This window comes from Magnetococcales bacterium (assembly GCA_015232395.1).
Lineage (GTDB): Bacteria > Pseudomonadota > Magnetococcia > Magnetococcales > JADFZT01 > JADFZT01.
Window position 1 is genome coordinate 20,241 of sequence record JADFZT010000033.1, and the last position, 20,324, is coordinate 40,564.

Annotated in this window: 19 protein-coding genes; 14 read left to right on the top strand and 5 right to left on the bottom strand. The window is 56.2% G+C overall.

Features of this window, described 5'->3' with window-relative positions; genetic code table 11:
• The first annotated feature begins 7 nt into the window (after positions 1 to 7).
• The 7 genes from murG (at position 8) to ftsZ (ending at position 8,147) form a co-directional block, all read left to right on the top strand.
• Entirely contained in the window at positions 8 to 1,162 is a 1,155-nt protein-coding gene (murG, locus tag HQL52_10660; protein ID MBF0369907.1) for an undecaprenyldiphospho-muramoylpentapeptide beta-N-acetylglucosaminyltransferase, read from the top strand.
• A 222-nt stretch (positions 1,163 to 1,384) separates the two neighbouring features.
• Positions 1,385 to 2,794, top strand: a complete 1,410-nt coding sequence (locus HQL52_10665) for a UDP-N-acetylmuramate--L-alanine ligase (GenBank protein ID MBF0369908.1) — start codon at positions 1,385 to 1,387, stop codon at positions 2,792 to 2,794.
• Positions 2,795 to 2,864: 70 nt separating this feature from the next.
• Positions 2,865 to 3,815 (top strand): UDP-N-acetylmuramate dehydrogenase, encoded by a 951-nt coding sequence (murB, locus tag HQL52_10670; protein ID MBF0369909.1) that lies wholly within the window; start codon positions 2,865 to 2,867, stop codon positions 3,813 to 3,815.
• 92 nt (positions 3,816 to 3,907) lie between these two features.
• The gene (locus HQL52_10675) at positions 3,908 to 4,885 is read left to right on the top strand and encodes a D-alanine--D-alanine ligase (GenBank protein MBF0369910.1); all 978 of its coding nucleotides are present in this window, start codon (positions 3,908 to 3,910) and stop codon (positions 4,883 to 4,885) included.
• Positions 4,867 to 5,559 (top strand): FtsQ-type POTRA domain-containing protein, encoded by a 693-nt coding sequence (locus HQL52_10680; GenBank protein MBF0369911.1) that lies wholly within the window; start codon positions 4,867 to 4,869, stop codon positions 5,557 to 5,559. The genes HQL52_10675 and HQL52_10680 overlap by 19 nt, the downstream gene beginning before the upstream one ends.
• A gap of 67 nt (positions 5,560 to 5,626) precedes the next feature.
• Entirely contained in the window at positions 5,627 to 6,865 is a 1,239-nt protein-coding gene (gene ftsA / locus HQL52_10685; protein MBF0369912.1) for a cell division protein FtsA, read from the top strand.
• 64 nt (positions 6,866 to 6,929) lie between these two features.
• Complete coding sequence (gene ftsZ, locus HQL52_10690) at positions 6,930 to 8,147, top strand: cell division protein FtsZ (GenBank protein ID MBF0369913.1); 1,218 nt, start codon at positions 6,930 to 6,932, stop codon at positions 8,145 to 8,147.
• 16 nt (positions 8,148 to 8,163) lie between these two features.
• Here the strand turns inward: ftsZ and HQL52_10695 are convergent, their stop codons facing one another.
• Positions 8,164 to 8,592, bottom strand: coding sequence for a hypothetical protein (locus HQL52_10695; GenBank protein MBF0369914.1), 429 nt, complete (start codon positions 8,590 to 8,592; stop codon positions 8,164 to 8,166).
• Between HQL52_10695 and HQL52_10700 the strand changes: the two genes are divergently transcribed.
• The 4 genes from HQL52_10700 (at position 8,593) to HQL52_10715 (ending at position 13,924) form a co-directional block, all read left to right on the top strand.
• The gene (locus HQL52_10700) at positions 8,593 to 9,522 is read left to right on the top strand and encodes a UDP-3-O-acyl-N-acetylglucosamine deacetylase (protein MBF0369915.1); all 930 of its coding nucleotides are present in this window, start codon (positions 8,593 to 8,595) and stop codon (positions 9,520 to 9,522) included.
• 199 nt (positions 9,523 to 9,721) lie between these two features.
• Positions 9,722 to 10,165 (top strand): DUF4390 domain-containing protein, encoded by a 444-nt coding sequence (locus HQL52_10705; protein ID MBF0369916.1) that lies wholly within the window; start codon positions 9,722 to 9,724, stop codon positions 10,163 to 10,165.
• A 151-nt stretch (positions 10,166 to 10,316) separates the two neighbouring features.
• Entirely contained in the window at positions 10,317 to 12,554 is a 2,238-nt protein-coding gene (locus tag HQL52_10710) for a HAMP domain-containing protein (protein MBF0369917.1), read from the top strand.
• The gene (locus HQL52_10715) at positions 12,551 to 13,924 is read left to right on the top strand and encodes a sigma-54-dependent Fis family transcriptional regulator (GenBank protein MBF0369918.1); all 1,374 of its coding nucleotides are present in this window, start codon (positions 12,551 to 12,553) and stop codon (positions 13,922 to 13,924) included. The genes HQL52_10710 and HQL52_10715 overlap by 4 nt, the downstream gene beginning before the upstream one ends.
• Here HQL52_10715 and HQL52_10720 read toward each other — a convergent pair.
• Entirely contained in the window at positions 13,921 to 14,109 is a 189-nt protein-coding gene (locus tag HQL52_10720; GenBank protein MBF0369919.1) for a DUF2892 domain-containing protein, read from the bottom strand. The genes HQL52_10715 and HQL52_10720 overlap by 4 nt on opposite strands.
• 1,007 nt (positions 14,110 to 15,116) lie before the next feature.
• On the opposite strand from HQL52_10720, the gene HQL52_10725 reads away from it, so the two are divergent.
• Complete coding sequence (locus HQL52_10725; protein MBF0369920.1) at positions 15,117 to 16,571, top strand: sigma 54-interacting transcriptional regulator; 1,455 nt, start codon at positions 15,117 to 15,119, stop codon at positions 16,569 to 16,571.
• A gap of 66 nt (positions 16,572 to 16,637) precedes the next feature.
• Here the strand turns inward: HQL52_10725 and HQL52_10730 are convergent, their stop codons facing one another.
• Positions 16,638 to 16,958, bottom strand: a complete 321-nt coding sequence (locus tag HQL52_10730; protein MBF0369921.1) for a hypothetical protein — start codon at positions 16,956 to 16,958, stop codon at positions 16,638 to 16,640.
• A gap of 124 nt (positions 16,959 to 17,082) precedes the next feature.
• The gene (locus HQL52_10735) at positions 17,083 to 17,592 is read right to left on the bottom strand and encodes a hypothetical protein (GenBank protein ID MBF0369922.1); all 510 of its coding nucleotides are present in this window, start codon (positions 17,590 to 17,592) and stop codon (positions 17,083 to 17,085) included.
• On the opposite strand from HQL52_10735, the gene HQL52_10740 reads away from it, so the two are divergent.
• Positions 17,506 to 18,168, top strand: coding sequence for a response regulator (locus HQL52_10740; protein MBF0369923.1), 663 nt, complete (start codon positions 17,506 to 17,508; stop codon positions 18,166 to 18,168). The two genes, HQL52_10735 and HQL52_10740, sit on opposite strands and share 87 nt — an antisense overlap.
• A 468-nt stretch (positions 18,169 to 18,636) precedes the next feature.
• Here the strand turns inward: HQL52_10740 and HQL52_10745 are convergent, their stop codons facing one another.
• On the bottom strand, positions 18,637 to 19,179 hold the full coding sequence (locus tag HQL52_10745; protein ID MBF0369924.1) for an HPP family protein: 543 nt from the start codon (positions 19,177 to 19,179) through the stop codon (positions 18,637 to 18,639).
• Positions 19,180 to 19,569: 390 nt separating this feature from the next.
• Here HQL52_10745 and HQL52_10750 point away from each other — a divergent pair, with 390 nt between their 5' ends.
• The gene (locus HQL52_10750; GenBank protein ID MBF0369925.1) at positions 19,570 to 20,217 is read left to right on the top strand and encodes a YggS family pyridoxal phosphate-dependent enzyme; all 648 of its coding nucleotides are present in this window, start codon (positions 19,570 to 19,572) and stop codon (positions 20,215 to 20,217) included.
• The last annotated feature ends 107 nt before the right edge of the window (positions 20,218 to 20,324 follow it).

Here is a 20,324-nt window from a genome sequence, read left to right on the forward strand (position 1 = left end):
CAGACGCGTGACCACGGAATCCGGGGAGTTGGCCTTGAAAGGGAAGGGGCCGCGGCTGTTGATTGCCGGGGGTGGCACTGGCGGCCATCTTTTTCCTGCACTGGCCGTGGCCGAGGCGTGGGAGGCGGATGGCGGCGAGGTGCTTTTTGTGGGCACCCGGGAGGGGCTTGAATATCGCCTTTTGCCGCGATTGAACAAACATCTGGAAACCCTCAAAGTGGGGCGAATCAAGGGGGCGGGGCTTAAGGGGCGTCTGCTGACTTTGCTGGGGTTGCCGTTGGCCTTGTGGAGCGCGATCACCATTGTGCGGCGGTTTAAACCGGTAGCGGTGTTGGGGATGGGTGGTTTTGCTTCTGCACCAGCGGTGGCAGCGGCGTGGCTTTTGAGAATCCCCACCGCACTGCACGAGCAAAATGCCTGGCCGGGACTTACCAACCGTTGGTTGGGGCGATTTGTAAAGCGGGTTTTTATCAGTTTTCCCGATGCGGCTTTGGCCTTCATAGGGTGTGATACCCAGGTTTCCGGCAACCCGGTACGGGCTCAGTTTCGCCAATCCCGGGAGGAGGGGCGCTCACTGACGGCAGAGGGAGGGGATGACGCCTTCAAGCTGTTGGTGTTTGGAGGGAGTCAGGGGGCGTCGATCTTTGGCCAGGTGGTGCCGGAGGCGTTGGCCGCCCTGAAAAAAACGGGGGAGATTCCCTTAAAAATAAAGCACCAGGCCCGCAAAGAGGATGTAGAGGCGCTCAAAGGGTTTTATCAACGGGAGGAAATTGAGGCGGAGGTGTTGCCTTTTATCGAAGATATGGCGGGCAGCTATCGGCAGGCGGATCTGGTGATCTGTCGAGCTGGTGCCACCACCATTGCCGAACTGGCAGCCATGGGTCAGGCCGCATTGCTGATTCCCTATCCTTGGGCGGCTGACGATCATCAGACTGCCAACGCCTTGGCTTTGGCTTCCCCGGGGGGTGCCTGGGTCTGCCCCCAGGATGATTTTAGCCCTGGATGGTTGCGGGATTTTTTGCTGGAACGCCATAACGATCCCAAAGGGCTTGAGCTAACTGGGGCGATGGCGCGCAAACTCGATAATCCCCATGCGGCCCGGGAGATCGTTCAAGAACTTCGAGGGCTTGCCGGGGAAAGTTTTGTCACGCCGGTGGCATGAGTTGGCGGATCGGGTGGTATGAGCTGACGGATTTGCCGGGTTGGGATTGGGCTTGTTGGATCGGGTGTGTTGGACCTGTCGGAGAGCTGCTTTGGATTGGGCGAGGCTCAATCGAAGGTGTGGCAGAGTAGACGGGATTTTTCAGCGGTGTGGTGCCGTGGAGTTCCATGAAAAGCCGGTTGGGAAAGAGTATGATGAAACTTTCCTGACTATTGAGGGGATATGTATAAAAAAATTCAAAAGCTGCACTTCGTCGGTATCGGCGGCATCGGCATGAGCGGTATCGCCGAGGTGCTCCTCAATATGGGCTATCTCATTTCCGGCTCGGACTTGGGGCTCAACGCCACCATCGAACGGCTCAAGGTGCTGGGGGCTGAGATCCATCAGGGTCACGATCCGGAGCGGGTCGAGGGGGTGGATGCCGTGGTCTACTCCGCCGCTATCGCCCGGGACAACCCCGAAATTCAGGCGGCTCGCCGCTTGCGCATTCCGGTGGTGCCCAGAGCGGAAATGTTGGCGGAGCTGATGCGGCTCAAATATTCCATCGCCATTGCGGGCACCCACGGTAAAACCACCACCACCTCCATCATTGCCACCCTTTTGGAGCAGGCCCGGATGGATCCGACGGTGGTCAACGGCGGCATTGTCAAAGCCTTGGGCTCCAATGCCCGGCTGGGACGGGGAGATTTTTTGGTCACCGAGGCGGATGAGAGCGACGGTTCTTTTTTGAAGCTTTCGCCCACCATTGCCGTCATCACCAACATCGATCCGGAGCACATGGAGCACTACGGCAACTTTGCGGCGGTGCGCCGGGCGTTTCGGGGGTTTGCGGAAAAAGTCCCTTTTTACGGCGCAGCCGTCCTCTGCCGGGATCATCCGGAAGTGGCAGCTCTGGGGCGTCTTCTCGGGGATAAACGGGTCATCACCTATGGCCTGCAACCGGGAGCGGACTACCAGGCGGTGGATGTGCGCCAGGATGGCCTGCGGGTCTGCTTCAATGTGCTCCATACCGATCCGGGGGGAGAGGAGATTCGGGATTTGGGCGAGGTTTCCATCACGCTGCCCGGTCACCACAACGTCGCCAACACCCTGGCCGCCATCGCGGTCGCCCGGGAGTTGGAAATCGCTTGGGAGGAGATCGGCACGGCCCTTTCCGGCTTTGAGGGGGTGCAGCGCCGCTTTGATCTGCTGTTGGATACCCGGGAGCGGGTGGTGATCGATGACTATGCCCATCATCCCACCGAAATTCGGGCGACCCTGGCCGCTACCCGTGGCGGTTTTGGTCGGGAGAGACGCCTGGTGGCGGTCTTTCAGCCCCACCGCTATAGCCGGGTGAGTGATCTGCTGGATGATTTTTGCGCCTCTTTCGGGGAGGCGGATCTGGTGTTGGTAGACAAGATCTATCCGGCGGGAGAGCAGCCCACCGCTGAACTGATGGGTAGTCGGGGACAGGCCAGGCTGGTGGAAGGCATTCAAGAGCAGAGCCGCACCCAGGCCATGGCTCTGCCCAACGGTCCCAAGTGGCAGCAAAAATTGGACGCATTGGCCGAGCCTGGAGATGTGATGGCTTTTCTCGGTGCTGGAGACATTACCCATCGGGCCAGAGCCTTTGGTGCGGCGTCGAAGTCGTGAGGATGAGGTTTGGGAGGAGTGGGGCCGTGGGGTGGTCAGATCACTGGGGGGGAGGGGCTGCTGAAAGATCATGAGTGGTTCATTTCCCATCAGCGGGCTTTTGGGGCGGGTGGAGGAGCAGGTTCCCCTCGCTTCGCGCACCACCTGGCGCATTGGTGGGCCTGCCCGGTGGTTGATTTTTCCGGCAGGGGTGGCGGATCTGGCCCGGCTTTTGGCTGGGTGGCCCCGGGAAGTGCCTCTTTTGGTTTTGGGCGGCGGCTCCAATCTCTTGTTGGATGATCGGGGCTTTGGCGGCGGGGTGGTCGCACTCACCCAGGGGTTATGTAAAATTCAGGTGGTGGCAGAGGCTGAATCCACAGTCACCTTGGAGGCTCAAGCTGGGCTTTCCACCCGCGCATTGGCCCATTATGCCCGACGCCAGGGGTTGGCGGGGGTCGAATTTTTGGGCGGCATTCCAGGCACTCTTGGCGGGGCTTTGCGAATGAATGCCGGGGCTTATGGACAACAGATGCGGGATGTCCTGGTGGAGGCCTTGCTGCTGACTGCCCAGGGAGAGCGGATAGCCATGACCTCGGAAGAGCTGGCGTTGGGGTATCGGCAGAGCCGGATTCCGGAGGGGGCCATTTTTGTTTCCGCCCGCTTGCGTCTCACTCGGGATCATCCCGGGGAGATATTGCAGCGGATGCGCCGGATCAACCAGTTGCGCACAAAGAGTCAGCCTTTGGAACATCCCTCGGCGGGAAGCACCTTTAAAAACCCGCCACAAGGAGCCAAAACGTGGCAGTTGATTGATGCCGCCGGGATGCGGGGTGTGGCGATTGGTGGGGCGCAAGTATCAGAAAAGCATAGTAATTTTTTAATCAATCGACACAAGGCCACCTCCCGGGAGATGGTTGGACTGATCGAACAGGTCCAGGAGCGGGTGGCCAAGACCAGCGGGGTCACGCTTCAGCTGGAGGTGGGTGTGCTGGATGATCGGGGGCGACTGATTTCAGGTGATCGGCCTCTGGTGGCCGCCTGAGGAGAAGAATAAAAAAAACAGGTGGGTGACAGGGATACCAAACAACCCGGTTGGCTGGTAGCGGACCGGGTTTGAGTAAAGGGGAGCGGGATATGAGCTCGACATACGGCAAAATCGGCCTTCTGATGGGAGGGCCTTCAGCAGAACGGCAGGTCAGTCTGAAAAGTGGCCGGGCGATGGCTGGGGCCTTGAAGCGTCGTGGTCATGAAGTTGTCGAGATGGATGTCACCTCGGGCCGGGGGCTGTGTGAGGAGTTGATCCGTTCCGGAATCGAGCGGGCGGTGTTGGCACTCCATGGTCCGTTTGGGGAAGATGGGGGGATTCAGGGGCTGTTGGAGTGGCTGCGGGTGCCCTATACCGGCTCCGGTATCGCCTCTTCGGCGCTGTGCATGAATAAAGCCCTGAGCAAGCGGGTATTTCGGGATGGCGGGCTCAATACCCCCGATTGGTGGGAGCTGAATGGCCCGGCCAACGGCGACCGGGATCCAGCCATGATCGAAAAGCTGGATCGTGGGGATGTTTTTTTCGTCAAACCCCTCTGCTCCGGCTCCAGTGTGGGGATTGCCCGGATTACCAGTCGTGGCGAGTTGGAAAGGGGGCTGCGTGAGGCTGCCCTGGATCCGGACGGTGTACCTATGGAAGCGGCGCCGATTCTGGTGGAGCGGGAAATTCGGGGGGTGGAAGTGACTCTGACGATTCTTGATGGCGAGCCCCTGCCCCTGATCGAAATCCGCCCGGAGCATGGCTTTTACGACTATGTCAATAAATATACCAGCGGCAAAACCCAATATCTCACCCCCCCTCCCAGCCTTTCGCCGGAAGCGGTGAAGCGGGCTGAAAAGGCGGGTCTGCGGGCGGGGGAGCTGTTGGGATGTCGGGGGTTTTTTCGGGTGGATATGATTCTCGACTCCAGTGATGTTCCCTGGATTTTGGAGGTCAACACCATTCCGGGGATGACCGAGTTGAGCTTGGGGCCCCAGGCTGCGAAGGCGGCGGGGATCTCTTTCGAAGAGTTGGTGGAGCGTATTTTGGAGGGGGCCTCTCTGGAGTTATGTGGCGCAACCTCTTAAAAAAATCGATCCTCCTGGCGCTGGTCGGCATCTGCCTGCTCATCGGCTATGAGGCGCGCAAACCGGGGCGGCTGCCTTTTCAGGAGTTGCGTCTTTTGGGGGCGGACAACAGCCCCATTGAGCAAGTGGTCACCACCATGGAGATCCGCAAGGGCACCAACATGCTGCGGATCGAGCCTCAGACGGTCAGAGAGCGTCTCATTGAGCTGCCTTGGGTGCGGGATGCCCGGGTAAGCCGGCAGTTTCCGGATATTTTGGAGGTGGAACTGCTTGAAAAAGTAGCGGTAGCCACTTCTCGTGAGGGAGAGAAGTTGTTTTTGGTCGACGAATATGGCCTATTCATCAAGCCCCTGGAATCCCACGAGCGACCGATACTGCCGGTAGTGACCACCCTGGTGGATGAAAAAAAGCGTTCTGAACGGATTGTGGAGCTGATGAATCTGTTGGGAGAACACGAATGGTTGAAGGTTCGACTTTCAGAAGCGGTGGGGCTTCCGGGGCATCGATGGGCGCTCTATACCCGTCAGGGAATCAAGCTACTTTTGTCACAAATGCCCCAACAGGAACTTCACCTGTTGAGGCTGCTGCAGAAACGCTTCAAAATACTGGATAGACAGGTCCGACAAGTGGACCTGCGCATCGCGGGTGTGGCGGTGGTGCGACCCTTGAGCTAAAAGGTGCCGCCAAGATCACGCCTGACGCGAGATTTTTCGCTCATTTAGCAAACAGCTTGGATCAGACATGGCCAAACAGGACCAAAACCTGATTGTAGGACTCGACATCGGAACCACCAAGATCTGCTGCATCGTTGCAGATCTGCAACCGGACGGACGCCTGGATGTAATCGGTGTGGGCACCCACCCTTCCCGGGGCTTGCGCAAGGGGGTGGTGATCGATATCGACTCCACCGTCGAAAGCATGCGCATGGCGGTGGAAGAGGCGGAGATGATGGCCGGGGTGGAGATCAACATGGTCTACGCCGGTATCGCCGGCGCCCACATCAAGAGTGGCAACTCCACCGGCGTGGTGGCCACCAAGGAGGGGGAAGTGGCTGCCGGGGACATCCAGCGGGTTTTGGATGCTGCCCGGGCACACCCCATCTCCATGGATCGGGAGATTCTCCACGTCATTGCCCAGGAGTACACCCTGGACGGCCAGGAGGGCATCAAGGAGCCCCTGGGGATGTCGGGGGTTCGTCTGGAGGCCCGGGTGCACATCGTCACCGGTGCCGTGGCCTCGGCGCAAAATATCATCAAATGCATCAACCGCTGTGGCCTGGATGCCGGAGATATCATCCTGGAGCAGCTGGCTTCGGCGGAGTCGGTTTTGTCGGCGGATGAACGGGAATTGGGGGTGTGTCTGCTGGATATTGGCGGCGGCACCACTGATATCGCCATCTTTGCCGACGGCCACATCAAACACACGGCAGTGCTCGCCATCGGTGGCGACCACATCACCAACGATATTGCCGTGGGGCTGCGCACGCCCACTCGGGAGGCGGAACAGCTGAAGCGCAAATATGGCTGTGCACTCTCCTCCATCGTCGATCCCGACGAAACCATCGAGGTGCCCAGCATTGGAGATCGCAAGGCCCGCTCATTGGCCCGCCATATTCTGGCGGAAATCATCGAACCAAGGGTGGAAGAGCTTTACACCTTGATCAACCGGGAGATCGCCCGCTCCGGCTTTGAAGAGCAAATTGCCGCAGGCATCGTTCTCACTGGTGGATCATCTATCACCGAAGGTATGGCAGAATTGGCCGAGGAAGTTTTCAACAAGCCGGTCAGGCGTGGTCCCCCCCAGGGTGTGGGTGGACTCACCGACGTGGTTTCCTCGCCGATTTTTGCCACAGCCGTCGGCCTGGTTCAGTTTGCCAGCCGTTTTGACAGGGAAACACCGCATCGTTTCACACCAGAGGAGGACAACGTTTTCAAAAAAGTGATGCAAAGGATGCGGGAGTGGTTAGGGGAATTTTTTTAATGTCTCATCCGTGGGATCATTAATGTCTCATCCGTGGGGTCATTGGTAAGGGGAAGGGTTAGGTATGTCTACACTAGAGTTTGACAATTCAGACGAAAACAGCGCCCGCATCAAGGTTGTCGGCGTGGGCGGCGGCGGCGGAAACGCCATCAACAACATGATTCAATCCCAGCTTGAGGGTGTGGAATTCATCGTAGCCAATACCGATTCTCAGGCATTGGCGCGGAGTCTCGCCCCCACGCGGATTCAGATTGGACAAGGTGTCACCCGGGGTCTGGGAGCGGGTGCCAAGCCTGAAGTGGGTGGTCGGGCTGCCGAAGAGAGTCAGGAACAGATTGCTGAGGCCATCAAAGACTCCGACATGGTCTTCATCACCGCCGGTATGGGGGGGGGGACCGGGACCGGTGCGGCTCCGGTAATTGCCAAAGTTGCCCGTGAGTTGGAAATTCTCACCGTGGCGGTGGTGACCAAACCCTTCAGCTTCGAAGGCAAAAAGCGCCTGCGTTTTGCCGAAGAGGGGCTGGATGAGCTGCGCAATCATGTCGATACCGTCATCACCATTCCCAACCAAAAACTGCTTTCGGTGGTGGGTAAAAATACCACCATCCTGGAAGCCTTCCGTAAAGCGGATGATGTGTTGCATCAAGCGGTGCGCGGCATTACCGATCTGATCACGGTACCCGGTCTGATCAACGTTGACTTTGCCGACGTGCGCACGGTGATGGACGAGATGGGGCAAGCGATGATGGGTGCTGCCGAGGCCGTTGGGGATACCCGGGCTCTTGATGCTGCCACCAACGCCATTTCCAGCCCGCTGCTGGATGATGTCTCCATTCATGGCGCCCGGGGCGTGCTGATCAATATCACCGGCGGCTACAATCTGGCCCTGCAAGAGGTGGACGAAGCGGCGACTGTGGTACGGGATATGGCCCACGACGACGCCATTATCGTTTTCGGTGCCGTGCTGGACGAGAGCATGGAAGATTCCGTGCGGGTGACCGTGGTGGCTACGGGTATCGGTGCGGCGGACAAGGTCGCCTTCCCCGGCAAGGAGAAGGTTGCAGCCCCCACCAGTCCCATTGTCCGGCCCCGCCGGCAAGCTCCAGCGGCCTCCAACGACGCCCCCGCCATGGAAGAAGAGGAGCATGTAGCTCCCGCGACCAATGCGGCCCGTTTTAAAAAGCGTGCCCGCAACATGGAAAATTTTAACCGGAGCCTCGATCAGGTCAACGAAGAGGAATCCTTTGACGTGCCCACTTTCCTGCGGCGTCAAATGGACTGATTGCTTTTGCGTACCCTTACCATTCCGGAGGGCCTCCCCTGGCCCTCCGGAACCCCTCTCTTGTGGATTCTAAATAGCAATCTTTCTTTTTTCCTTTAATAATTTTCAAAAATGCCTTAGATTTCCCACGATGACGGGTAAATAACGTTATCTTGCCCGGCTTTTTTGTGTGGTTTGTCGGGGTTTGTCGTTGTTTTTGTTCTGTTTTTTCTTGTTTTTCGCCGTTTTTCGAATGTTGGTGGTCAATCTCATCTGTTGTATCTGTTTTTACCGACCGTTTTTTTCTGCCAGCGTGGTATGAATATTGCACAACTTGGGGGTAAATGGTTCTTTTTATGGCTCGGGACATTTTTTTGGGAACAAAAGAGTCAATGATCAGACCAACTACCAGCCAATTGATTGACAGCCCAAGGGCCGGACGACGTAAATCGACCGGAAAATGCACATGTTTTTCCAGCGTACCTTAAAAAACACCATTCGTTGCACAGGTATCGGCCTTCATGGTGGCGAGAAGACCTATCTCTCCTTGCGCCCGGCTCCTGAGAATACCGGGATCGTTTTTCATCGCACCGATCTGGGGGGAGCCCTGATCCCGGCCAAGGTGGAAAATGTCGTGGATACCCGGCTCTGCTCCACCATTGCCAACGAAAATGGTGATCGCGTTTCGACGATCGAGCATCTGCTGGCCTCCTTTGCCGGATTGGGTGTGGACAACGCCTATGTGGACCTGGACGGCCCGGAAGTGCCCATCATGGATGGCTCGGCTGCCCCATTTGTTTTTTTGATTCAATGTGCTGGCATCGTCGATCAAAAAGTGCCGCGCCGCTGGATTCGCATTAAAAAGTCGGTCTCTGTGGGTCATGAAGATAAATGGGCCTTTTTTGAGCCCAGTGACGGGTTTCGGGTGAGCTTTTTAATCGATTTTGATCATCCGGTTCTGGCCCAGCAGGGGGTGGAGCTGGATATGAACGAAACCACCTTCATCAAAGATGTCTGCCGCGCCCGGACCTTCGGCTTTCTCAAGGAGGTCGAAACCCTGCAATCCAACGGTCTTGCCCGTGGGGGCTCTCTGGATAACGCCATTGTGATTGGTGATTTCCGGATTTTGAACGAAGGGGGTTTGCGGTACGAGAACGAATTTGTCCGCCACAAGATTATCGATGCCATTGGTGATCTCTATCTTTTGGGGCATCCCATCATCGGTCACTTCAAGGGGGTGCGTTCCGGCCACGCCCTGAACAACCAGCTTCTGCGGCAGTTGATGGCCCAGCGGGATGCCTGGGAGTTTGTTGAAGGAGAGGTCGAAGACGCAGCTACCGAGGAGGCTCCCGGCAGTCATGGCGCAGCCCAACCCATCGCCGCTCTTTCCACCTAGGGCACGGCTTATTCTGTCCGCTATACGCGCTTTTTTATCAGCCCATCGGGATCCGCCCGGGTCTCGGTGGGTTGATTTCAGTTTTCCCCTTCTGACCGCTCTTTTCCTGCTTTTGTCTGTTACCGCCTGCACCCCGTTTTCCGGGGACTCTTCCCGCTATACGCTGCAAAAAACCCAGATTGTGGTTCAAGGAGACCGTTTGTATGCCCAGGCCTCTCTGGATCCGGCCTTTTTGGTGGATGCCTCAGCCTTGCTCAAGCGAGGTGAGCCGCTGCTGGCGACCTATGAGTTTCATTTTTACCAGCGACATGATTGGCTACCGGATAGAAAGGTCGTCGACATTACGATCAAGCGTCGCCTGCGACCCCATCTCATTACCGAGCACTTTGAGATGCGTGATTCCCAAAGTGGCGTATATCACTATACCAGTGACCCGGAAGAGGCGTTGCATTTTTTGGGGAAACCCCGTTTTATCGCTCTGACTCAGGTTTCAGAGCTGAAATCGGGGGGGCGCTATCTTCTGGAAACCCGTATTTTGGTCACCCACGAGGGGGTGTCGGGGCTGCTTCGATTGTTGGATCGGTGGCTGGCTCTCTGGCGACCCATCGATCAAACCTTGCAGATTGACTATACCCATCCATGAGCGGACCGGGCCAATATCCCTTGGGCCGGTCAGGGATGTGATTAAACCTATCCACGTTGGTCCAGGGATCGTCAGTACCTGACGGGAGGGATCTCTTTCCCTTGGGTCGTAAGTGTGAGTCCATGTTTTCCTCCATGACGGCGCTCTTTCCATGAAGCTTTCCAAAACTTCCAAACGATGGCTGCTCTTTTTTCTGCTGGTAGCGGTCGTGGTCATCACCTTTATCACCGCCCGGGTGCTTCACGGCGTTTCCGGCGTGGGTGGCGGGGATTACAGCGTTATCTTTTTGCTGCTGATCTACGTCAATCTGCTGTTGGTGCTGGTGTTTGCATTTTTGGTGATTCGCCACCTTTCCCGGCTGTGGCTTGATCGCCGACGGGGTTTGACAGGTTCGAAGCTGCGCACCCGGATGGTGTTGCTGTTTGTGGGTTTGTCGTTGCTACCGACCCTGATCGTGGCGATTTTATCGGTTAATTTTTTGAATCGGGGGGTGGACTCCTGGTTTTCCGATCAGATTGCCCAGGCTCTGGACGACTCCATGGAAGTGGCCAGGGCCTACTATCGGGAAAATCAGCGCACGGTGCGTCATGACGCTGAGGCGATTGTGCGCAATCGGCGTGTGACGGCCGCACTCACCCTGGAAGGGGTACAGGCGGCGACGGAAGTTTTGGAGGTGGAGCGCAAGGCCAGGGGGTTGGATGAGATTGTCGTTATCAGCAAGGATGGCACCCGCATGGCACGGGCCGGGGAGTTGCCCTTCGACCCCATTCCGGATTTAAGCAGTTTGGCGGAAGGCTCCACCAAGGCGCTTTTGATCACCAGTGATACGGGAGACCGGGTGCGGGCCTTTGTGCGTTTGGGGAGTGATATCTATCTTTCCACCGGGCGCTGGATCGATCATCAGATTTTGGGGCAGATGGAGGCCATTGAGTCGGCCTATGTGGATTATCATCAGCTGCGCTCTGCCCATGGGTTGTTGAAGGTAAACCACACCGTTATTTTGGCCTTGGTGACGTTGTTGTTGCTGCTGGCGGCTTTTTGGTCGGGTTTTCGGATTGCCGATGGCATCACCGACCCCATAGCGGAGTTGGTGATTGGGACGCATAAGGTGGCGGTGGGGGATCTGTCGGTGTCGTTGTCGGTGACCGGCGAGGATGAGCTGGCCACCCTCATGGCGGCTTTTAATGCCATGACCCAAAAGCTGAAGGAAAATCGAACGGAGCTGGAGGCGACCAACGCTCTTTTGGAGGAGCGGCGGCGTTTTATGGCGGCGATTGTGCGTCACATCTCTTCCGGGGTGATCAGCGTCAATCGCAGTGATGAAATCACGCTGATCAATCCGGCGGCGGGAGAGTTTTTGGGGATGGATACCATGGGGGCGATTGGCCGCAACTATCAGCAGGCCATTCCCGAGCCCGTGCTCAAGCCTTTGGCAGCTCTTCTGAAACACCGTTCCCGGGTCACATCGGTCTCCATGGAAGGGTACAACTATCCGGAGATCAAGGGGGGTGGGATGGATCTGGCTACCCAGATTCAGATTCAGGGGCCGGAAAAACCCCTCACTCTTTTGCTGCGGGTGACTTTGCTGGAGGATGTTTTGGGGGACAACCGGGGCTTTATCGCCACCTTCGACGATGTGACCCAGGTGTTGGCCGGGCAGCGTACCCAGGCCTGGAGCGATGTGGCCCGGCGTATTGCCCACGAAATCAAAAATCCCCTGACCCCCATTCAGCTATGGGCCCAGCGTTTGCGGCGAAAATATCTCCGCCAGGAGCCGCCTTTACCTCTGGAGTGGAAGGTGTTGGATGAGGGGACCAACACCATCATTCAGCAGGTGGAGGAGTTGCGGGTGTTGGTGAATGAATTTTCCACCTTTGCCCGTCTGCCGCGACCGGACCTGAAAAAGAATGACCTCAAGGGGACCATCCGCAAGGTGATGAGTCTGTATGATTCGGGTCTGAAAAAGGTCAATCTGACGACCCATTTTGATGAAAAAATGCCGCGCTTTCCCTATGATCAGGGGCAGATCAAACAGGTGCTATCCAATCTGGTGGCCAATGGCTTGGCCGCTATTCGGGAGAAGGATGGTAAGCGTAGCCTTGCCATATCCACGGCGGTCTCCGAGAATGGCCGCTGGGCGGTTGTGGAGTTGTCCGACAGCGGGGTTGGGATTCCGCCCGCCGACCGGGATCGGGTGTTCGAGCCCTATTTTACCACCAAGAAAAAGGGGACGGGTTTGGGGCTTGCCATCGTCAAGAAGATTATCGAGGACCATGGGGGAACCATTCGCATTCGGACCTCTCATTGGCAGGGGGTGCTGGTTGAGATTCGACTCCCTTTGAGTGGTCCCATCACCCCTGCAACCACGGACGTTCAGGAAATCTCATGACCCATACCGTGCTCATTGTTGATGATGAAGAATCGATCCGGACCAGTCTCCGGGGGATTTTGGAGGATGAGGAATATGGGGTGGCTGAGGCCCCTTCCGGGGAAGCTGCTCTGGAGATTTTGTCGAGCCAGGATATTTCCGCTGTGCTTTTGGATATCTGGATGGATGGTATCGACGGGATTGAAACCTTGCGACGGATTAAGTCCAGCAAGGAGAGCACCATCCGCAACCGGGAGTTGCCGGTGGTGATGATGTCGGGTCACGGCACCATCGAAACCGCTGTTTCCGCCACCAAGATCGGCGCTTACGACTATCTGGAAAAGCCTCTGTCCCTGGATCGGGTATTGTTGCTGTTGGAGCGGGGGATTCGGGAGTGGAGTTTGGTGCAGGAAAACCGGGAGTTGAAGGCTCGGGTTCGGGAGACGCCTCCCATGGTGGGGGCGAGTCCGGTGATGAATGCTTTGGGGGAGCAGCTTCGTCGGGTGGCGCCTACGGATGGTTGGGTGTTGATTTCCGGAGAAAATGGAACGGGCAAGGAGGTGGCGGCGCGGCAGATTCATCAGCTATCCAGTCGCACGGATGGCCCCTTCGTTGCGGTCAACTCTGCGGCCATTCCTGAAGAGTTGATTGAGGTGGAGTTGTTTGGTCAGGAGGGTGGGGGTGGGTCGGATTCGGAAGCGCCTCAGGCGGGGCGTTTTGAGCGCAGTCATCGGGGGACTCTGTTTCTGGATGCGATTGGTGACATGTCGCTGAAAACCCAGGCGAAGATTTTGCGGGCTTTGCAGGAGCAGCGTTTTGAGCGGGTAGGGGGGCGCACGCCGATTCAGGTGGATGTTCGGGTGATTGCGGCGGCCAACCGTAATTTGGAGGAGGAGATTGAGGCGGGCAACTTTCGCAAGGATCTCTATTATCGTTTGAATGTCATTCCGTTGCGTATTCCGCCGTTGCGGGAGCGTTTGGAGGATATTCCGTTATTGGTGGACTTTTTCACCAAGCTTCATCATGCGGCATTGCCCAAGCGTCGGGGTTTTTCCAAGGGTGCATTGAATCAGCTGATGGATTATCACTGGCCGGGGAATGTGCGGGAGTTGAAAAATTTGGTGGAGCGGCTTTTGATCATGACCCCTGGATTGGTGATTGAAGAGGAGGATCTTCCACCTTTCGTGACCAAAAAGGCTCCAGGTTCGGCGACTGCTTGGGATAATTTATTGGATACTCAAAATTTGCGAGAGGCGCGGGTGGCTTTTGAGCGGGCTTATTTGAAGTCTCATTTGGGTCGGAATCAGGGCAATATTTCTCGTACGGCGGAAGCGATTGGCATGGAGCGTTCGGCGTTGCATCGCAAGTTGAAGCAGTTGGGGTTGGGTTAAAAAGGTTTGCAACTGTTCAGGCCCAGCAGGATGTAGAAGGGGCAAAAGCGGAAGAGCCCGGTGACGAGGGGGATGATTCCGGCCCAGCCCCAGGGGATTTTTGGTCCCACAAAGACCATGGCAATGAGTCCCAGCCCCACGACAATCCGCATCATCCGATCCATCCCGCCGACATTTGCTTTCATGGTGTTCTCTCCTGTTTGTTTGTGTTGGTTCCAGTTGATTTTTATCAATTGATGTCCAGTGTTGCATTTCGCTTGGTGGCGAAAATAAAGTTCAGGTTTTCAGGTAGAGTCGTCCAAATTAAAATGGCACGTCACTCTTGATTGATGCGGTTCGCGTTGCTCACCACATCCTACACGTGAGTCCCTTGGCAAGGGCCTATCAGGGGAAAGTGTGTGTCCCTCTGAATTGGAATGACCATATTTCCTGTTACCCCCGCTTTGTTACATCCACCCTGTTACACCCGCTGGTATCTGTCTTAGCTCTTCTCCAGAGGCAGGAAGGCTCTATCATGCTGAAAATTTGAAGAATTTTCCGCTGTCCTGATCCTGTCTGGCAGGGGGTGGGTGTTGATCACACCACGTTGATCAGGTCAAGGGTGGCCCAGAGCAGGGAAGGGGTGGCGAAGATGGTGACCACCGCCAGGATGGAAAGGGTTGAGGTCAGGGCGATGGAAGAGAAGGTGATATTGTCGGACTGGTTCATGGCATTTCTCCTGAATGTGGTCATCAAATACCCGTCTTGGGTTTGATTTGATCTGTTTATGAAGTCTATTAGGGGATGGCTGTCTGCTTTCCGGACTGCTTGGATGCATTGAGCCTTCGACCCTTTGGCGCGGTGGTATTGAACGTGGGGTTTAAACTGCGGCCACCAGGTTCAGTGCGGTCCAGAGCAGGGACGGGGTGGCAAAAACGGTCACCGCCGCCACAATGGACACAACCGAGGTCAGAACGATCGAAGAGAAGGTGCTGTTGTCGGATTGGTTCATGGCGTTTCTCCTTGGTTTGGCTGTTCATTTTTCTTAAGCGTTTGTTTCACTTCTTGTCAGTGTATATAGCAGGGTGCGTGCCATGTTTGTAAGTAAATGAAAGCATTGGAAAAAATTAAAATTTGCTTGCAAATGCCTGTGGAATAACGTAAACAAGACAGTGAAGTTAACTGTTAATAGTGGACAATGTGGGGAGCGCCCATGAATACCCTGAACCCCATGAACGCCCTGCGACCTTTTTTGGATGGATTGGAGGAGGGGGTGCTGTTTTTGGATCGCAAGCGCCGGGTGGTGGCGATCAATCAGGCGGCGTCCAAAATGATCGGACAAGCCCATGAAAGGGTGGTGGGGCAGCTCTGTCCCAGCCTGTTTACAGGGACGGATTGTGCCAAGGCCTGTGCAGCCCGCAACGACTGCGCGCTCATCCCCACCCGGGAGCACAATACCCGCACCTTGGATCTCACCCTGGACCGGGATAACGGCTCAGTGATTTTTTTGCGTATGTGGGCCGTCCTGCTGCCGGATGTGGCGGACATGACCCTCTATGCCGTGATTTTGCGGGATTGCACCCGGGAAATGATGCTGGAGGAGGAGGCCCGGGAGCGGATGCGCCTGGGGGGGATGGTGGGCCATGGACCCGCCATGCGGGAGCTGTTTCAGAATATTTTGCGGGCAGCGATGAGTCATGCCACCGTCTTGATCCAGGGCGAGAGCGGTACCGGTAAGGAGTTGGTGGCCCGGGCCTTACATGACAACTCCCCCAGGAGTGAAGGCCCCTACATCCGGGTTCACTGCGCTTCCTTCCCGGAAAATTTGCTGGAAAGCGAACTGTTCGGTTATGCCAAAGGGGCTTTTACCGGGGCGGAGAGCCCACGTATCGGTCGTTTCGAAGCTGCTGACGGGGGAACGATTCTGCTGGATGAAATCGGTGAAATTTCCACGGTGACCCAGGTCAAACTCCTGCGGGTACTTCAGGAGCGGGAGGTGGAGCGGTTGGGGGAAAACAAGGTGCGCAAGGTGGATGTCCGGGTGATCGCCGCCACCAATCGGGATCTGGGAGCGATGGTGAGGGAGGGGACATTTCGGGAAGATCTTTACTACCGGCTGAAGGTGCTCCCCATCACCACCCCACCGCTGAGAGAGCGGCCTGAAGATATTTCCCTGCTGGTGCAGGCCCTGCTGGGAGAGATGATGGAACGCTATCAGCGGGAGGAGGTTCGGCTGACCACCGAGGCGATTACCTTGCTGGAGTGTCACAGCTGGCCGGGCAATGTGCGGGAGTTGAGTAACGCCTTGGAATATGCCCTGGTGCAGACCCCCGGCAATACCATCCATCCCCATCAGTTTCCCCCGGAGCTTTTGGCCCAGGCTCCCCCCTTGCAGCCCTTCGATTCACCCCTTCAAGCGCTCGCCCCACCCGCTTACGCCCCGCAAGCTTCTTCTTTCCAACCCCAAGCCACCCACCCTTTGGCATCCTCCCCTGAACGCAAGACCGTTGGCTACTATCGCGGGGGAGATGCCGCGTCGGAAAAAAAACGCATCCTCCAGGTGCTTGCCCAGACCCGGGGCAATAAGGTGGAAGCGGCCAAGCAGTTGGGGATGTCCCGGACGACCCTGTGGAAGCGAATCAAAGCTTACGGTTTGGATAAGGGATAGTGTCTGGAGAGAGGAGGAGGGGAGAGAAGGGGAGAAAGTGGGGCAGTGGGTCTGCCGGGAAGAAAATCAGGTCATTCCCCGATATTTTTTAAAGCGGAGATTGCCCTGACTGCCAAAGATGGAGTCTTCCCCGGAGGCGTGGGAGGATTTTTTTTCTGAAGGAGGGGGGAGTTCCAGCCAGTGGGTGGGATAGATCGGCTTGGCTGACTCCAGGGGCAAGTGCAGGGGAAAACCCACCGGTTGATCCCGGCGATTGATCCAGCCGCCCCATATGTCAGAGCCGTTGGTAAAAAAGCAGATTTTCCGCTTGGGGGGGGGTAAATCATCAAAGCTTTTCCAGGGGAGCTTCCTGAGAGCTGAGGCGATTTCCCGAATATTGCTGGTCATGGTCCGCACCTGTTGTTGACCTTGAGAAGAATATCCAGAAGATATTATCGGTGAAAAACAGGTCACTTTCAATTGGCCACCATAAAAAGAGCCCCTATCTTCAGGAAAATATAAGTTTTATTTTTCAGTCCAACTCTATCCGGGAAGAGGTGCCTCGATTTGGTCTGGGCAAAAGGGAGGCTGGCAGAGGTTGTTTTTTTGGTGAGGGCGTGTTGCCTGAATTGTTTGAGAAAATGAAAATCACCCTTGATGGCCGTGCCATGACAGTTGCATCCCATGGGAGAGGCTTCGGTGGATTTTTCCGGCAGGCTGGTGTTGATTGGATGGGGTCCATGGAGTCCAGGGGGGATTTTGATTTTTCATTCCGCCTGAATGGTTTTTTGCTGGAACTGCCGTGACCCGGAAGGGGGTTGTTTGAAAAATGGGGGGTATTAATTAAAATTCGGATATCATTGTCAAACGGTTTAGGTGGAACTACCATGGCAGTGTTGTTCGGGAAGCCGCCACCGGAACCCGAAACTTCTTTCCTCTTTCCACGAAAAAACAGATGCGAACCGTCCTGATTATTGATGATGATAACGATTTTCGCCTGAGCCTTGCCAAAATGCTGGCCAAGTCCGGCTTTGCTGTCCAAGATGCCGCCAACGGAGAGGCGGCTCTGGCCTTGGTGGCGAAGAACCACTTCGATATCATCCTGCTGGATCTTTTAATGCCGGACCAGGATGGCCTGGAGCTGCTTGTGCGTCTGCGCAAGGTGGATCCGGTCAGCAAAATCATGATGGTCACCGCCTTTGCCACCGTCGAAAATGCCGTTACCGCCATCAAGAAAGGGGCCAGCGACTATATCGCCAAACCCTTTCGCATCGAAAATTTGGTCACGGCCCTCCACCGCATCATGGAAGAGGCCAAGTTTGAAGCCGAAATCAAAATTCGCGACCTGGATCACGCCCTCCAGGCGGTGGCCAACCCCATCCGTCGTGAGATCGTCCAGCTGCTGGGAGCCGGTACCCCCAAGCGTGTGACGGAAATGACCCGGGCCTTCAATCTTCGGGATCATACCAAGCTGATGTTTCATCTGAAATTTTTAAAAGATGCCGGGATCGTCCAGCAATCTTCCAACAAGGCCTATTTTCTCACCGACGCCGGTACCGAACTACTCAAAGGCCTGGGAGATCTGCGGGATCGCCTCCAGACCATGCCAGGGGGCTGAGATAGAAGATCCTCCTGTTAACCGGATATCCTGACTGAAAAGTTTTCGGTTGTTATTGATAAGGAGGCCTTTGAGTGCCAAGCTCTTTTTAGAGTGAGTATGGTGAACAGGGGATCATTGGCCAACCTTTCCTCAGTCACTGGTAAGGGGGAGGGGCATCTCTCCTGTAGAAAACCCGTCACCGTTCGGATTTGAGAGAGATCCTGTTTTTTATCCCCTCTTCAGGCCTGCTATCTCCAGCCTGCTGTTTTTTGAACACCCCCCAATCGAATACTCCCCCTCCCGCATTATCCTAAATCCGGCAGTTGGGCGTACGCACATGCCCCAGCCTCTTGATCCACCAAGCAAATCGGGAGAAAGTCTTGTGACCAATCAGGTGACGGCGATTTCTCCCAATTCACTATGCGAACCAATATCCTGCACCAGCCACACACGCCCAACTGCCGGATTTAGGATTATCCAGCCCGATCAAAACCAAAATTCCGGATAACGACGGCTTTTGGGAATGTTATTGATCAGAAGCGCCACCACCAGCATGATCAAAGCCCCCAGACCCGCCGGAATAAGGACGTAGAGAAAGCCCAGATCATGGATTTTAGGGCTGCCAATCACCGCGATCAGTGCCGTGGCTCCCCCCGGAGGGTGGAGGGTTTTGGTCAGATGCATCGCAGCAATGGCGGTGGCTACGGCAAAGGCTGCGGCAAACCACAGCCACTCCCCAAAAAGCATATGGCTTGAGACCCCGATGAATGCGGAAATCAAGTGTCCCCCCATCAGATTGCGCGGCTGGGCCAGAGGCGCCCGTATCGCCCCATAGATCAATACCGCTGACGCACCGAAAGAGCCGATCACCATCACCAGATCGCTCTGGGAGAGAAATTGGTAGTGAATCAGCGCCACCGCCGAGATGCCCAGAAAGGCACCGATCCACGACCAGGCGGTCTCCTCCAGAGAGACCCGGGGCGGGCTTTGGGTGACTCCGCGCATTTTGTTGAAATAGGCTTTCAGCATCCTCTTGTTCCTTCCCGCATCATCGAAATGGCAGTGTTTCCAGGAGGCCTTGTGGCTCTGGTATGGACTGTTTTGATTTCGACTCTGCTCTTGTTTATTGAATATCCCATTGAATCCGACCTCAGGGTTGTTCTCAAGGGGTGGCGCACCAACAGCATGGATTTGACGTTTATCCCGGAAAACAGACGCTTTTTGCCTTTTTCAGCCTGGACCGGGATTTTTCGATCCTCCATACTGAATGGTTAAGAATGATAGGGTCTTCCATTGTCGGGGGATTCCTGGCATGGAGGGGGCCGGAAGCCAACCGGATCAATCAAAATCGACAATAAAATCAATTCTTTGTCACGTTCCCAGGAGATCGCCAACCACCTCGAAACCATACGGGGGCGGATGGTCGCTGCCTGTGAGCGCTCAGGACGCAATCCCCGTGAGGTGCAATTGGTAGCGGTTTCCAAGGTGCGTCCGGCACGGGATGTGAATGCAGTCGTGGAAGCCGGGCAACTGCTCTTTGGGGAAAATCGGGTGCAGGAGGCCCGGGAAAAGATTCCCCAGGTGGCGGGCTCTGGCCTAAAGTGGCACCTGATTGGGCCTTTGCAGCGCAACAAAGTCAAATATGCCGTGGCCCTTTTTGACCTGATTCAGAGTGTTGACTCCCTGGAGCTGGCTCGGGAAATCCATCAAAAAACCCAGCGGCCCATGCCGGTGCTGATACAGGTCAATATCGGTCGAGAGCCACAAAAACACGGGCTTTTGCCGGAAGAGGTGGAAGGGCTCGCCCGGGAGATGGCACAACTTTCAGGTCTCCAGGTACGAGGGCTCATGGCCATTCCCCCCTACGCGCCGGACCCAGAGGCGGTGCGGCCCTATTTTCAGGCGATCACTCAGCTTGCCGACCATCTGGCGGGTTTGGGAATTCCTGAAATATCCATGGCGGAGCGCTCCATGGGGATGAGCCACGACTATGAAGTGGCCATCGAAGAAGGAGCCACCCTGGTCCGGGTGGGAAGCGCCCTGTTTGGACCAAGACCTCCTCGTTAGCGGATTTTTTGAGAGAATATCGTGTGAGCGGTAAGCCAAAACACGTTGAGAGCGATGGGGCCGGTAAACAGCCTGGGATCGTTGGCCGGATGGGCAGATTTTCGGGT

What these genes read in the sequence shown, in the direction of transcription:
- HQL52_10745 (MBF0369924.1), bottom strand. Translation starts at nt 19,179, where the DNA reads ATGCTGAAAGCCTATTTCAACAAAATGCGCGGAGTCACCCAAAGCCCG.
- HQL52_10715 (MBF0369918.1), top strand. Translation starts at nt 12,551, where the DNA reads ATGACCCATACCGTGCTCATTGTTGATGATGAAGAATCGATCCGGACC.
- HQL52_10750 (MBF0369925.1), top strand. Translation starts at nt 19,570, where the DNA reads ATGGTCGCTGCCTGTGAGCGCTCAGGACGCAATCCCCGTGAGGTGCAA.
- HQL52_10730 (MBF0369921.1), bottom strand. Translation starts at nt 16,958, where the DNA reads ATGACCAGCAATATTCGGGAAATCGCCTCAGCTCTCAGGAAGCTCCCC.
- HQL52_10740 (MBF0369923.1), top strand. Translation starts at nt 17,506, where the DNA reads ATGCGAACCGTCCTGATTATTGATGATGATAACGATTTTCGCCTGAGC.
- ftsA (MBF0369912.1), top strand. Translation starts at nt 5,627, where the DNA reads ATGGCCAAACAGGACCAAAACCTGATTGTAGGACTCGACATCGGAACC.
- HQL52_10675 (MBF0369910.1), top strand. Translation starts at nt 3,908, where the DNA reads ATGAGCTCGACATACGGCAAAATCGGCCTTCTGATGGGAGGGCCTTCA.
- HQL52_10720 (MBF0369919.1), bottom strand. Translation starts at nt 14,109, where the DNA reads ATGAAAGCAAATGTCGGCGGGATGGATCGGATGATGCGGATTGTCGTG.
- murB (MBF0369909.1), top strand. Translation starts at nt 2,865, where the DNA reads ATGAGTGGTTCATTTCCCATCAGCGGGCTTTTGGGGCGGGTGGAGGAG.
- HQL52_10725 (MBF0369920.1), top strand. Translation starts at nt 15,117, where the DNA reads ATGAATACCCTGAACCCCATGAACGCCCTGCGACCTTTTTTGGATGGA.
- ftsZ (MBF0369913.1), top strand. Translation starts at nt 6,930, where the DNA reads ATGTCTACACTAGAGTTTGACAATTCAGACGAAAACAGCGCCCGCATC.
- HQL52_10700 (MBF0369915.1), top strand. Translation starts at nt 8,593, where the DNA reads ATGTTTTTCCAGCGTACCTTAAAAAACACCATTCGTTGCACAGGTATC.
- HQL52_10680 (MBF0369911.1), top strand. Translation starts at nt 4,867, where the DNA reads ATGTGGCGCAACCTCTTAAAAAAATCGATCCTCCTGGCGCTGGTCGGC.
- HQL52_10710 (MBF0369917.1), top strand. Translation starts at nt 10,317, where the DNA reads ATGAAGCTTTCCAAAACTTCCAAACGATGGCTGCTCTTTTTTCTGCTG.
- HQL52_10665 (MBF0369908.1), top strand. Translation starts at nt 1,385, where the DNA reads ATGTATAAAAAAATTCAAAAGCTGCACTTCGTCGGTATCGGCGGCATC.